This window comes from Delftia sp. HK171 (genome assembly GCF_001886655.1).
GTDB classification, from domain to species: domain Bacteria; phylum Pseudomonadota; class Gammaproteobacteria; order Burkholderiales; family Burkholderiaceae_C; genus Comamonas; species Comamonas acidovorans.
Genome location: NZ_CP018101.1, coordinates 3,425,207 through 3,439,040 on the forward strand (window position 1 = coordinate 3,425,207; position 13,834 = coordinate 3,439,040).

The window sequence follows — 13,834 nt, forward strand, 5'->3', positions numbered from 1 at the left end:
TGGGTGGAGTTCATGAAGGATGTATGAATTCCAGAAATCTCCGGAATTCACAGGGGCTCAATGGCGGCGCAATGCAATGCCTGCGCGATGGCCCACGACTGCAACGAGGATGAAGCCCATTCCCGCCCACTGTGCGGCTGACGGCACGGCGCCAAACCAGACCAGGTCCACCAGCAAGGCCATGGCGGGGTAGACGAAGGACAGTGCCGCAATGGCCGGCGCCGGCAGCCGCTGGAATGCGGCATACATCACCGTGTACATGAAGGCCGTATGGACCAGTCCCAGGGTCAGCACCATGGAGGCGGCCCGCGCTGACAGCAATTGAGGGCTGGCTGCTGCGATATGGGTGAGCAGGGGCAGGGCCCACAGGCTCAGCACCAGTCCGCCCGCCAGCATCTGCAGCATGGCGATCTGGGCCGAGGGCATGTGGCCCAGGCGGCGCGTGGCCACCGTGGTGCCTGCGTAGAGAGCGGCGGCCAGCAGGGCCAGGGCCACGCCTATCCAGGCGCCTGTTCCAGCATGCGAGGCATCCATGCCGTCCAGCCCGATCAGGCCGCTGCTCAGCGCCACGCCCAGCAGGGCCAGCAGCAGCCAGGGCAGCTTGCGGCGTTCGACGGGCTCGCCCTGCAGCGCCGACAGAGCCAGCAACATGAAGGGCTGCACGTGATAGACCACGGTGGCCACGGCGATGGAGCTGTAGTGGTAGGCGCTGAACAGGGCGACCCAGTTCAACACCAGGGCGATGCCGCCCCCTGCCAGCCACAGCCATTCACGGCCTTGAGGGGCGACCCAGTCGCGCCGCCAGGCCAGCCACAGGCCCAGGCCCAGTGCGCCCAGCACGCAGCGGGCGAATACGACCAGCAGCGGCGGCAGCGCGCTTTCCACGACGAGCAGGCCAATGGTGCCCGACAGCGCCATGGCCAGCAGCATGCGCCAGGTGCCGCCCTGGCTGGTTTGTGGCCGTGTGGGTGAGGTTGCAGAGGTGAGGTTGGGGCTGTGGGACATGGTGTCGATTCCTGGGCGCGCTTCGGTATGGAGCGCATGGCCGTATCTTGCGGACCCTGCAATCAATCAACAATCCGCCAGTCATTCAAATTAATATTGCCTGCCATGCAACAAAGACCGGAGTAGCGCCTTGCCCGATACCGCCATGCCCCTGGATGAAATGCTGGTCTTCGCCCGCGTGGTGGAGCACCAGAGCTTTGCGGGCGCGGCCCGGCAATTGGGGCTGACGACTTCGGCCGTGAGCCGCAGCGTGGGGCGGCTGGAGGCGCATTTCGGGCTGCGGCTGCTGCAGCGCACCACGCGCTCGCTGTCGCTGACCGAGGCGGGAGCCGAGATCCACCAGGCCTGCCTGCGGCTGGTGGCGGATGCCCAGGCCGTGCAGGCGCTGGCCGGTCAGCTGCGCCAGCAGCCGCGCGGGCTGCTGAAGATCAGCGCGCCGGCCGTGCTGGGTGATATCTGGCTGTCGCCGCTGCTGCCGGGCTTTTGCGCGCGCTGGCCCGAGGTGCAGGTGCAGGTGGACATGACGGACCGCATGGTGGACCTGGTGGCCGAAGGGCTGGACCTGGGCCTGCGCATCAGCGTGCCGGGCCAGATCGCGCCGGGGCTGGTGGCGCGGCCGCTCAAGACCATCCGCTATGTGCTGGTGGCCACGCCCGGCTATCTGGCGCAGCATGCGCAGATCACGGAGCCCGGGCAACTGCTGGCGCATCCCTTCATCAGCCTGGGCTACGGGCAGTTCCAGAACGAGGTGGAGTTGCGCCCGCTCCACCCTGCGGCCGCGCCCGCCATGCGGCTGCTGGTGAATACGCCCATCACCATTGCCAGCAGCCTGGGCATCATCCACGCGCTGCAGCAGGGGTCGGGCATCGGCGTGGTGGCCGACTTTGCGGCGCAGGCGGCGCTGCAGGCCGGGCAGCTGGCGCCCGTGCTGCCGGGCTGGGCGCTGTGCGGCAAGTACGCGCCGCGCGTGGTGCATGCGGTCTATGCGCCCACGCGCCATGTGCCGCTGAAGCTGCGGGCGCTGATCGACTACCTGGTCGAGATGGAAGGCGAGGGTGCCTCGGCCTAACCCATGCGCCTGCGCAGCGCCGCGCTGGCCCAGTCCACGGCCACGGACAGCGCCAGCATGGCGATGATGACGGTGCTGGCCTGGGCGTAGTGGAACAGCGACAGTTCGAAGTACAGCAGCTGCCCCAGCCCGCCCGCGCCCACGAAGCCCAGGATGGCGGCCATGCGGATGTTCATCTCCCAGCGGTACAGCGTGTAGGCCAGCAACTGCGGCGCGGCGCCGGGCAGCGTCGCGTAGAGGAAGGCCGTGGCGCGGCCGCTGCCGGACAGGCGCAGCGCTTGGGTGGGGGCGGCGGGCTGGTTCTGCAGGGCCTCGGCATACAGGCGCCCCAGCACGCCGGCCGTGTGCAACGCCAGCGCCAGCGCGCCTGCGAACGGGCCCAGGCCAACGGCCAGGGCGGTGATGGTGGCCCAGACCAGCTCGGGCACGGAGCGCAGCACGTTGAGCACCAGGCTCCAGGGAGCGCGCCAGCGCGGCAGCGCCAGCAGCAGGCCCAGCACGGCCGCCAGCAGGGTGCCGACCACGGAGATGGCCAGCGTCTCCCACACGCCCACGGCCACCTTGCGCAGCCATTCGGCGCTGGTGTCGGGCGGGAAGAAGCTGATGACGAATTCCAGCATGGACCGGCCCGCCGCGCCGGTGAACAGCGAGGGCAGGTCCATCTCCAGCATGGCAAAGCTGGCGGCCACGCCCAGCGCCAGGGCGGCGCAGGTGAGGGCGCTACGCCAGCCCCAGGCGCTGGCACGCGCGGCGGGTGGCGTGTCCAGCGCGCGGCGCAGGCCGCGCGAGAGCAGGTCGGCGCCCCAGACCAGCAGCATGAAGGTCAGCAAGATGGTGGAGGCCTCGCCGCCGTTGAGCATCTTCATGGCCTGGTCCATGAGCTGGCCCAGGCCGCCCGCGCCCACAAAGCCCATGACCACCGAGGCGCGTATGGCGCACTCCCAGCGGTAGACGGTGTACGAGGTCAGCTCGCGCGCTGCCTGGGGCAGCAGGCCGTAGAGCATGGCCAGCGGCCGGCGCGCGCCGGCCTGCGCCAGGGCGCGTGCGGGAGCGGGGTCGGCCGATTCCAGGATTTCCGCATAGACCTTGGCCAGCATGCCGCCATAGGTCAGGCCCAGGGCCAGCACGCCGGCGGCCGGCCCCAGGCCGAAGACGCGCACGAAGACCAGAGCCCAGACCAGCTCGGGCACGCCGCGCAGGATGGTGAGCAGGCCGCGCGTGACGGGATTGAGCGCCCGCCGCTCGCGCGCGGCGCCCGTGACCAGGTAGGCCAGCGGCACGGCCAGCACAAACGCCAGGGCCATGCCGGCCGTGGCAATGGCCAGGGTCTCCAGCGTGGCACGGCCCAGGTAGCCGAGGAAGTCGCGCCCGGTCTCGGGTGGCAGAAACGTGGCCAGAAAGCGGCCGATGACCTGCAGGTTGCCGGGATCGAACAGCGCACCCAGGCTGAAGCCCGCGCCCTGGAACAGCGGCCACAGCACGACGGCGGCCAGCACCAGGGCGCCGAGGCGGCGGGGCGCGGCGGGGTCACGCAGCGCGTGCAGATCGGAACTCAACGGCATGCGGATGCGGACAGCGGTGCGGCAAAGGCGGCGAGCGCGGGTGTCCACGCAGGGCGGGAGGGATCATCGCCAGGATGCTCGGACCCATACAGCGCACGCAGGTGTTCCTGCGTGACTTCAGCCGCCGGCAGGTCGAAGGCGATGGCGCCATCGCGGATGCCCACGATGCGCGCAAAGCAGGCCAGCGCCAGGTCCACGGCATGCAGGCTGGCGACCAGGGTGGCGCCGCGCGCGGCGGCTTCGTGCACCAGCAGTTGCACGGTGGACAGGGCCAGGGCCGGGTCCAGTGCGGCCACGGGCTCGTCGGCCAGGATGAGCTCGGCCTGCTGGTAGAGCACGCGGGCGATGCCCACGCGCTGCAACTGCCCGCCAGAGAGCTGGTCGCAGCGCGCGAACAGCTTGTCTGCCAGCTGCACACGGGCCAGGGCCTCGCGCGCGCCAGCGGTGTCCTGTGGGTACAGCAGCGAGGCCAGAGCCTTCCAGGCCGGCCACCGGCCCAGGCGCCCGGCCAGCACCGCCGTGACCACGCGCTGGCGCGGCGGTATGGGTGGCGCCTGGTGCACCGTGCCGATGCGCGCGCGCAGCAGCCGGGGTGCCCCCGCGCTGGACGCAGGCACCTCGTCGCCCAGCACGCTGCGCCGGCCCTGGCTGGGCGCCAGCGCCGTGCCGATGACGGACAGCAGCGTGGTCTTGCCCGCGCCCGAGGGGCCGATCAGCGCAATGGCCTCGCCCTGGCGTGCGGCCAGCGTCACGCCGCGCAGCGCAATGCCGCCGCCGGCGTGGGTCAGGCCCACGCCTTGCAGTTCAAAGCTCATGGATTGCGCCTGCTGCGGCTTACTTGAGCAGGCCGGCCGACTTGGCGGCGGCCTCGATGCCTTCGTAGTTCGAGGCCTGGGTGGGCACGAAGCGCGCGGCGCGCTGCAGCTCCAGGATGGCCTTGTGCTCGGGCTTGGCCGGGTCCAATGCGAGGAAGGCGTCGGTCAGCTTCTTGACCAGGGCCGGGTCCAGGTCGCCGCGCACGGTCCAGTTGTAGTCGAAGTAGGGCGGCGTGGTGGCGAACACGCGCACCTTGCTGGTATCGACCTTCTTGGTCTCCACCAGCTTGTCCCAGACCGAGGCGTTGAGCACGCCGGCCTCGGCCTTGCCTGCGGCCACGAAGGCCACGGTGGCGTCATGCGCGCCGGAGAAGGCCACGGTCTTGAAGTCCTTCTCGGGGTTGATGCCGTCCTGCTGCAGGAAAAAGCGCGGCATCAGGCTGCCCGAGGTGGACGAGGGCGCGCCAAAGGCAAAGCTCTTGCCCTTGAGGTCGGCCAGGGTCTTGATGGCGGGGTTGGCCGTGATGAACTTGGAGGTGAACTTGGCGTCTTCCTCGCGCTGCACGATGGGGATGGCCGTGCCGTTGGTGCGGATCTTGGCCTGCACGAAGGTGAAGCCGCCGAGCCAGGCCAGGTCCAGCTTGCGCGTGGCCAGCGACTCGACCACGGCGGCGTAGTCGGTCACGGGCGTGAACACCACCTTCATGCCGGTCTGAGCCGAGAGGTACTTGCCCAGCGGCTCGAACTTGCGCTGCAGCTCGGTGGGAGCTTCATCCGGGATGGCCGAGACGCGCAGCACGGCGGGTTCGGCGGCCAGCGCAGGCAGGCTGGACAGGGAGGAGGCGGCCAGCACGCAGGCAGCCGCCTGGCGCAGCGCCGATCGGCGCGCAGGAGTGTGGTTCATGGATGGGCTCCGTTCAATCAGCCACCGCCGTCCGGATTCACGGCGGTTTAATAAGGCGCCCGGGGTTGACCCGGGCGCCGAAGGTACAAGGGCGGTACACCGACCGCTGGGGCTGCATTGTAGGGAGCGGGCTTTTCCGTTGGGGACGTCAGGCATGAGCGCCGGACCTGCGGGCACAGCGCTGCCGCCGATCTTTTTCCCGCGTGCGCTGCGTTTGTGCACCGCCCGGGGGCCTTGCCTGGCCGGGGACTTGAGCATGCGTTGCACCGAAACATTCATAATTGGTCCGACCAATAAACATCGTGGTGCATTATCTGCACTCTTTTAGGTGTTTACCCTGTTCATCTGCCCACTTGAAAGCTCTGAGAATCGCACCACTTCGCGCAATGGTCTGAATTTTGGTTTAATTGGTTGGACCAATTTGCCAATGGCCCACAAGGTGCCAGCGCGGGGAACACTCCCGGTCACCGTTGCGGCCAGCCAGCAGACATCCTGTGCGGATCGCACCGCATGCCAACGCTGCAACGAGAGGGAGTGGCCGACAAGGGGCGCTTACCGCGCCCTCCCCATCATCTAGAGACACGGTCATGCAAACCATCTGGCAGCAGAACTACGATCCCGCCGGGAACATCTGGATCTCGGCGCTGATCGCGCTGATTCCCATCATCTTTTTCTTCCTGGCGCTGACCAGGTTCCGTCTCAAGGGCTACCAGGCCGGCACCGTCACCGTGGCGCTGGCGCTGGGCGTGGCGCTGCTGTTCTACAAGATGCCCGTGAGCGCGGCACTGGCCTCGGCCGTGTATGGCTTCTTCTACGGCCTGTGGCCCATCGCCTGGATCATCGTGGCGGCCGTGTTCCTCTACAAGATTTCGGTCAAGACGGGGCAGTTCGACGTGATCCGCTCGTCCATCCTGTCGGTCACGCCAGACCAGCGGCTGCAGCTCATCCTGGTGGGCTTTTGCTTCGGCGCCTTCCTGGAGGGCGCGGCCGGCTTCGGCGCGCCCGTGGCCATCACGGCCGCGCTGCTGGTGGGCCTGGGCTTCAAGCCGCTCTATGCGGCGGGCCTGTGCCTGATCGCCAACACGGCGCCCGTGGCCTTCGGCGCCATGGGCATTCCCATCATCGTGGCGGGGCAGGTCTCGGGCGTGGATGCATTCGCCATCGGCCAGATGGCCGGCCGCCAGCTGCCCTTCATGACCGTGCTCGTGCTGTTCTGGCTGATGGCCATCATGGACGGCTGGCGCGGCGTCAAGGAAACCTGGCCTGCGGTGCTGGTGGGCGGCGGCTCCTTCGCCGTGGTGCAGTTCCTCACGGCCAACTTCATCGGCCCCGAGCTGCCGGACATCACCTCGGCCATCGTCTCGCTGGTGGCGCTGACGCTGTTCCTCAAGGTCTGGCAACCCAAGCGCATCTTCCGTTTCGACACGGAAGGCGAGGGCGGCAAGGCTGCGGCAGTTGCAGCACCGGCCATCACCTCCGGTGCACCGCTGACGGCCGGCGCCGTCATCAAGGCCTGGTCGCCCTTCATCATCCTCACGGCCATGGTGACGATCTGGAGCATCAAGCCCTTCAAGGCGCTGTTCGCCGCAGGCGGCCCGCTGGCCGCCACCGTCATCAACATCCCCGTGCCCTTCCTGCACAACCTGGTGGAGAAGACGCCGCCCGTCGTGGCCGCCGCTGTGCCCTACGGCGCGGTCTACACCTTCAACTGGCTGCTGGCCACCGGCACGGCCATCCTGATCGCGGCGCTGATCACCATCACCTTCACGCGCCTGTCGCCGGCCAAGGCCGTGGCCACGCTGGGCGAGACCTTCAAGGAACTGGCCGTGCCGATCTACTCCATCGGCATGGTGCTGGCCTTCGCCTTCGTGGCCAACTACTCGGGCCTGTCGGCCACGCTGGCCCTGGCGCTGGCGCACACGGGCCAGGCGTTCACGTTCTTCTCGCCCTTCCTGGGCTGGATCGGCGTGTTCCTCACGGGCTCGGACACCTCGGCCAACGCGCTGTTCGCCGCGCTGCAGGCCACCACGGCGCAGCAGCTGGGCCTGCCCCAGGTGCTCACGGTGGCGGCCAACACCACGGGCGGCGTGACGGGCAAGATGATCTCGCCCCAGTCCATCGCCATTGCCTGCGCGGCCGTGGGCCTGGCAGGCCGCGAGTCGGACCTGTTCCGCTTCACGGTCAAGCACAGCCTGATGTTCGCCGTGATCATCGGGGTGATCACCACGCTGCAAGCCTATGTGTTTACGTGGATGATCCCGGGTCATTGAAAACACCCGAGAGTTCCCCATGCGCGTTGCCGATCAAGTTGTCGAGAAATTGCTTGCCCTGGTGCAGGCCAGCGGAGTGCAGCCCGGACAGCGGCTGCCCGCGGAACGGCAACTGGCGGCCGAGCTGGGTGTCTCGCGCACCTCGGTGCGCGAGGCCATACAGAAACTCACCAGCCAGGGCGTGCTGGTGGCGCGGCGCGGCGATGGCACCTACCTGCAGGAGCCGGAGCCGGCTGCCGAGCCTGCGGACTGGCTCAAGGACGCCATGCGGCCGCTGGCCGGCCTGATGGAGTCCGACTCCCACTACCGCTACGACGTGCTGGAAACCCGCCATGCGCTGGAGACCAGCACGGCCTGGCTGGCCGCACAGCGTGCCACGGAGCGCGACAAGGACCATATCCAGCGCTGCTTCGAGGTGATGATCCAGCACCAGCAAAGCGGCCACGCCGAACTGGCGGCGCGCGCCGATGCGCAGTTCCACCTGGCCATTGCCGAGGCCTCGCACAACCTGGTGCTGGTGCAGGTCATGCACAGCCTGTTCACCGTGGTGCTGTCCACGGTGGAGCGCAACCGCCACGACATGTTCCGCCTGAGCGCGCCCCAGACCCTGCAGGAGCTGACCGTGCAGCACCAGAGCCTGATGCAGGCCATCCTGGACGGCGACCCGCAGCGCGCCCGCGAATGCATCGGCGAGCACCTGGAGCATGTGCGCACCACCATCCAGCGCCTGGACGAGGACCGCGCGCGGCGCGAGCGCTCCATGCGGCTGCCTCTGGACGCCGCGCCCGCGCTGCTGCCCACTTCAGACCTGATACGAAAGACATGAGACACCCATCATGATCATCTCCTCCACCTCCGACTACCGCGCAGCGGCGCAAAAGCGCCTGCCGCCTTTCCTGTTCCACTACATCGACGGTGGCGCCTATGCCGAGCAGACGCTGCGCCGCAATGTGGAAGACCTGGCCGCCGTGGCGCTGCGCCAGCGCGTGCTCAAGGACATGAGCCGGCTGGACACCAGCATCGAGCTGTTCGGCGAGAAGCTGTCCATTCCCGTGGCGCTGTCGCCCGTGGGCCTGACGGGCATGTACCGCCGCCGCGGCGAAGTGCAGGCCGCGCGCGCGGCCGACGCCCATGGCATTCCGTTCACCATGTCCACGGTATCGGTCTGCCCCATCGAAGAGGTGGCGCCCAAGATCAAGCGCCCCATGTGGTTCCAGCTCTATGTGCTCAAGGACCGGGGCTTCATGCAGAACGCGCTGGAGCGTGCCCAGGCGGCCGGCTGCTCCACCCTGGTCTTCACCGTGGACATGCCCGTGCCCGGCGCGCGCTACCGCGATGCGCATTCGGGCATGAGCGGCCCGAATGCCGCCATGCGCCGCTACTGGCAGTCGGTCACGCACCCGGCCTGGTCCATGGACGTGGGCCTGTTGGGCCGCCCGCATGACCTGGGCAACATCTCGGCCTACCGGGGCAGCCCCACGGGCCTGGCCGACTACATCGGCTGGCTGGGCGCCAATTTCGATCCCTCCATTTCCTGGAAGGATCTCGAATGGATACGCGCCTTCTGGAAGGGCCCCATGGTCATCAAGGGCATCCTGGACCCCGAGGACGCCAAGGACGCGGTGCGCTTTGGCGCCGACGGCATCATCGTCTCCAACCATGGCGGCCGCCAGCTCGACGGCGTGCTGTCCTCGGCCCGCGCGCTGCCGGCCATTGCCGATGCGGTCAAGGGCCAGATCAAGATCCTGGCCGACTCGGGCATCCGCAACGGCCTGGACGTGGTGCGCGCCATCGCCCTGGGCGCCGACTGCGCCATGATCGGCCGCGCCTTCATCTACGCCCTGGCCACCTCCGGCGAGGCGGGCGTCAAGCACCTGCTGGAACTATTGGAGAAGGAAATGCGCGTGGCCATGACGCTGACCAGCGTGAGCAAGGTATCCGACATCACCGGCGACCTGCTGGTGCGCCAGCCATGAGCGCGCTGCAGACTCCGGTCGTCTCCCGCGAGGCCCTGCTGCTGCAGTTGCGCGAAGCCGTGGGCGCCGCCCATGTGCTCACCGACGACCAGGCCACGCGCCGCTTCCGCAAGGGCCACCGCACGGGCGAGGGCCCGGTGCTGGCCGTGGTGCGGCCCGCGACGCTGCTGGAGCAGTGGAAGGTGGTGCAGGCCGCCGTGGCGGCCGGGCGCATCGTCATCATGCAGGCCGCCAACACGGGCCTGACGGGCGGCTCCACGCCCGACGGCGCGGACTACGACCGCGAGATCGTGCTCATCAACACCTTGCGCATCACCGGCGTGCAGGTCATTGGCGGCGGCGCCCAGGTGGTCTGCCTGCCCGGCGCCACGCTGGATCGGCTGGAGCAGGCGCTGGCGCCGCTGGGGCGCGAGCCGCATTCGGTGATCGGCTCGTCGTGCATCGGAGCCTCGGTGCTGGGCGGCATCTGCAACAACTCGGGCGGCGCCCTGGTACGGCGCGGCCCGGCTTACACCGAGCTGGCGCTGTACGCGCGCGTCTGCGACGACGGCTCGCTGGAGCTCGTCAACCACCTGGGCATCGCCCTGGGCCGCACGCCCGAGGAAATCCTCACGCGGCTGCAAAACGGCGACTACACCGAGTCCGACATCGCCCACGATGCGCAGCGTGCCGCCTCCGACCCGCGCTATGCCGAGGCCGTGCGCGCCGTGGACGAGGACACGCCCGCGCGCTTCAACGCCGACCCTTCGCGCCTGTTCGAGGCCTCGGGCTCGGCCGGCAAGCTGTGCCTGTTCGCCGTGCGGCTGGACACCTTTCCCAAGGAGCCCAGCACCGTCTTCTATATAGGCAGCAATGCGCCCGACGACCTCACGGCCGTGCGCCGCGAGCTGCTGACCGCGCTGACGCGCCTGCCGATTGCCGGCGAGTACATCCACCGCACGGCCTACGACATCGGCGAGAAATACGGCAAGGACACCTTCCTGCTGATCGACCGCTTCGGCACGGCCAGGGTGCCGGCCGCCTTCGCCCTCAAGAGCCGCGTGGACGGCTTCTTCGAGCGCTTCGGCCTGCGCGGCGTCACCGACCGCGTGATCCAGGCGCTGACCAACCTGCTGCCCAGCCACCTGCCCGTGCGCATGCGCCAGTGGCGTGACCGCTACGAGCATCACCTGCTGGTGCGCGTGTCCAACGACACGGCCGAGGTCACGCGCAACTTCCTTACGCAGCACTTCAGCGGCAGCACCACGGGCGGCTGGTTCGAGTGCGATGCCGACGAGGGGCGCAAGGCCTTCCTGCACCGCTTCGCCATCGCAGGCGCGGCCATCCGCTACCGCGAGGTGCACCGCGCCCAGGTGGAGGACATCGTGGCGCTGGACGTGGCCCTGCGCCGCAACGACCGCGAATGGGTGGAGCAACTGCCCGCCGAGGTCGAGCGCGACATGGTCCACAAGCTCTATTACGGACACTTCTTCTGCCATGTCTTCCACCAGGACTACATCGTCAAGAAGGGCGTGGACCCGCTGGCCATGGAGCACCGCATGTGGGAACTGCTGGACGCGCGCCGCGCCGAGTACCCGGCCGAGCACAACGTGGGCCACCTCTACGTGGCCAAGCCCGCGCTGGCGGGCTTTTACCGCGAACTGGACCCGACCAATACCTTCAACCCCGGCATAGGCCACACCTCGCGCAAGCTGGGCTGGGAGGAATGCTGCGACCGGCCGGGGGGATGGCCCAAGGGGTATTCGGAGGCCTCCTGAAGCCAGGTGCAGGCGGGCCAGGGAGCGGCCCGCCGTATCCGACTCACAGATTGATGAACACCGACTTGGTCTCCAGATACGCATCCAGCGCCGTGCGGCCCATGTCGCGGCCCATGCCGGACTGCTTGTAGCCGCCGAAGGGCATGCCCGGGTCCAGCGTGCTGTGGCAGTTGACCCAGACCGTGCCGGACTGGATCTTGGGGATCAGCCGGTGGACCTTGGACAGGTTGTTGGACCAGATGCTGGCGCCCAGGCCGTAGGGCGTGTCGTTGGCCCAGGCGGCGACTTCGTCCAGGTCGTCATAGGGCATGGCCACGAGCACGGGGCCGAAGATTTCCTCGCGGGCCACGCGGTGGTCGTGCTGCACGCCGGTCATCACCGTGGGCTGCACGAAGTAGCCGCGCTGGCCTGCGCGGGCACCGCCCGTCACCACCTCGGCGCCCTGGCTGCGGCCTATGTCGATGTAGCTGCAGACGCGTTCCATCTGCTCCTGCGAGACCAGCGGGCCCATCTGCGCGCGGGGGTCCAGGCCATGGCCCAGGGTGAGCTGGGCGGCCTGGTCGGCCACGTCGGCCACCACGCGGTCGAACATGCTCTTGTGCACGTACAGGCGCGAGCCCGCGCAGCAGACCTGGCCGTGGTTGAAGAAGATGGCATTGGCCGCACCCGCCGCAGCCGTGGCGGGATCGCAGTCGTCCAGCACGATGACGGGGGACTTGCCGCCCAGCTCCAGCGTGATGCGCGTCATGTTGTCCATGCAGGCATGGCCGATGAGCTTGCCCACCTCGGTCGAGCCCGTGAAGCTGACCTTGTTGACCAGCGGGTGCGAGACCAGGGGCGCACCCGTGCCGGGGCCGTCGCCCGTGACCACGTTGAACACGCCGGGCGGAAAGCCCGCTTCCTGGATCAGCTCGGCCAGCATCAGCGCGGTCAGCGGCGTCTGCTCGGCGGGCTTGAGCACCAGGGTGCAGCCGGCAGCCAGCGCGGGCGCCAGCTTCCAGGTGGCCATGAGCAGGGGGAAGTTCCAGGGCACGACGGCGGCAACCACGCCCACGGGCTCGCGCCGGGTGTAGGTGAACATCTGGGCCTCGGGCGCGAAGGGCACGGAGTGCTCGTGCGTCATGCCCTCAATCTTGGTGGCCCAGCCGGCCATGTAGCGGATGGAGTCGATGGCCATGGCGATGTCCACGGCGCGCGCAATGGCGGCGGACTTGCCGTTGTCCAGCGATTCGACCTCGGCCAGGGCCTGGGCATGGGTCTCCATGAGGTCGGCCAGGCGCAGCATCAGGCGCTCGCGCTCCACGGGGCGCATGCGGCCCCAGGGGCCCAGGTGCAGCGCGCGGTGGGCGGCGCGCACGGCCAGGTCCACGTCGGCCGGGCCGGCGCTGGCGACTTCGGCGATCACGGCCTCGGTGGCCGGGTTGACGGTGGACAGGCGCTGGCCGGTCTGGGCCGCCACCCATTGGCCGTCGATGAAGAGGTCATGCGTACCCCGGTTGAGGAAGGCGCTGGCGCGTTCGGTGATCTGGTGCTGGATGTCGCTGAGGTTCATGGCGTGCTCCTTGGTGGTGGACAGGGGACAGGGGTGTGGATTCAGAAAACCTGCAGCAGGCGCAGGTTGATGCGGGCGTTCTCCTTGAAGCCCTGGCGCACATGCAGGTCGCGGCCCACGGTGGCCAGCAACTGCGTCTTGGGTGCGACAAAGACCGCGCCGCCGAAAGAGACCTTGGTGGTGGACTGGCGGTCGCCTTGCGCCACGCCGTTGACCTGGGTCTCGCCGCCCGTCAGGTGCGACAGGCCCAGGCGCAGGTCCGATGTGTCCGACAGGTGGTAGCGCAGCAGGCCCTGGAACTGGAACTGCGCCTTTTGCTTGAGCGTGGCGCTGTGGGCGCCGAAGTCGTCGTTCTTGCCGAAGACGGTGACATCGGCCGCCAAGTCCATGGTCACGCTCTTGCCCAGCGGCTTGATCCAGCCGGCCTGCAGGGCGGCCTTCCAGCGGTTCTCGCCCAGGCTCAGCGGATCGTTGCGGCTGTACTGGCCCGTGGGCAGCCAGACAAAGGGGGTGATGCCGAAGTGCTCCTTGTCGCCGGGCTTCGTCAGCCACAGGGTGGCGGCCAGCATCAGGTCGCCCACGCCGGTATTGCTGCCCATGGCCGCGATATCGCGCGAGGCCGACAAGCGCCCGAAGGGCAGCAGGAACTGCGGGTCGATCACATAGTCGCCCAGCTTCATGAAGTGCACGCCGCGCGCAATGCCGATGTCCGAGGTCAGCTTTGGCCGTATCGGCGCCTGGTCGCCATTGGCATAGAGGCTGTCCCGCGTGGCGTGCTGGTAATAGACCATGCCCAGCGTGGTGCCCGGAGGCAGGGCGGTGTAGTCTCCCGCGTCGATATCGACAGCGTGGGCGTTGAAGCTGGCGCAGGCGGCCATGGCCGCCAGGGCCAGGGATGCGCGGGTGAAGGGCTTGGATGGCATG

At 68.8% G+C, this 13,834-nt stretch carries 11 protein-coding genes; 5 read left to right on the plus strand and 6 right to left on the minus strand.

Annotated features, from left to right (window positions below):
* Positions 1–57 precede the first annotated feature (57 nt).
* Positions 58–1,005: a DMT family transporter gene (locus BO996_RS15500; RefSeq protein ID WP_071955472.1), complete on the minus strand. Its 948-nt coding sequence runs from the start codon at positions 1,003–1,005 to the stop codon at positions 58–60.
* Positions 1,006–1,150: 145 nt separating this feature from the next.
* On the opposite strand from BO996_RS15500, the gene BO996_RS15505 reads away from it, so the two are divergent.
* Positions 1,151–2,074, plus strand: coding sequence for a LysR family transcriptional regulator (locus BO996_RS15505; protein ID WP_071957123.1), 924 nt, complete (start codon positions 1,151–1,153; stop codon positions 2,072–2,074).
* On the opposite strand, the gene BO996_RS15510 is transcribed toward BO996_RS15505, so the two are convergent.
* The 3 genes from BO996_RS15510 to BO996_RS15520 are packed head-to-tail and all read right to left on the minus strand — an operon-like array spanning position 2,071 to position 5,355.
* Positions 2,071–3,636, minus strand: a complete 1,566-nt coding sequence (locus tag BO996_RS15510; protein WP_071955474.1) for a PhnE/PtxC family ABC transporter permease — start codon at positions 3,634–3,636, stop codon at positions 2,071–2,073. The two genes, BO996_RS15505 and BO996_RS15510, sit on opposite strands and share 4 nt — an antisense overlap.
* Entirely contained in the window at positions 3,627–4,451 is an 825-nt protein-coding gene (locus tag BO996_RS15515; RefSeq protein WP_071955476.1) for a phosphonate ABC transporter ATP-binding protein, read from the minus strand. The genes BO996_RS15510 and BO996_RS15515 overlap by 10 nt, the downstream gene beginning before the upstream one ends.
* Positions 4,452–4,470: 19 nt before the next feature.
* Positions 4,471–5,355: a putative selenate ABC transporter substrate-binding protein gene (locus tag BO996_RS15520; RefSeq protein ID WP_071955478.1), complete on the minus strand. Its 885-nt coding sequence runs from the start codon at positions 5,353–5,355 to the stop codon at positions 4,471–4,473.
* A gap of 587 nt (positions 5,356–5,942) precedes the next feature.
* Here BO996_RS15520 and lldP point away from each other — a divergent pair.
* Genes lldP through dld form a run of 4 tightly spaced genes read left to right on the plus strand, consistent with a single transcriptional unit; the run spans position 5,943 to position 11,358 of the window.
* Positions 5,943–7,625, plus strand: coding sequence for an L-lactate permease (lldP, locus tag BO996_RS15525; RefSeq protein ID WP_071955480.1), 1,683 nt, complete (start codon positions 5,943–5,945; stop codon positions 7,623–7,625).
* Positions 7,626–7,644: 19 nt separating this feature from the next.
* Positions 7,645–8,451, plus strand: a complete 807-nt coding sequence (gene lldR, locus BO996_RS15530) for a transcriptional regulator LldR (RefSeq protein ID WP_071955482.1) — start codon at positions 7,645–7,647, stop codon at positions 8,449–8,451.
* Positions 8,452–8,461: 10 nt separating this feature from the next.
* Positions 8,462–9,601: an FMN-dependent L-lactate dehydrogenase LldD gene (gene lldD, locus BO996_RS15535; protein WP_012205184.1), complete on the plus strand. Its 1,140-nt coding sequence runs from the start codon at positions 8,462–8,464 to the stop codon at positions 9,599–9,601.
* Positions 9,598–11,358, plus strand: a complete 1,761-nt coding sequence (gene dld / locus BO996_RS15540; protein ID WP_071955484.1) for a D-lactate dehydrogenase — start codon at positions 9,598–9,600, stop codon at positions 11,356–11,358. The genes lldD and dld overlap by 4 nt, the downstream gene beginning before the upstream one ends.
* 43 nt (positions 11,359–11,401) lie before the next feature.
* Here dld and BO996_RS15545 read toward each other — a convergent pair whose 3' ends face one another.
* Both BO996_RS15545 and BO996_RS15550 read right to left on the minus strand, forming a co-directional pair.
* Complete coding sequence (locus BO996_RS15545; protein ID WP_071955486.1) at positions 11,402–12,910, minus strand: aldehyde dehydrogenase family protein; 1,509 nt, start codon at positions 12,908–12,910, stop codon at positions 11,402–11,404.
* 41 nt (positions 12,911–12,951) lie between these two features.
* Positions 12,952–13,833, minus strand: coding sequence for a transporter (locus BO996_RS15550; RefSeq protein WP_071955488.1), 882 nt, complete (start codon positions 13,831–13,833; stop codon positions 12,952–12,954).
* Position 13,834: the final 1 nt, after the last annotated feature.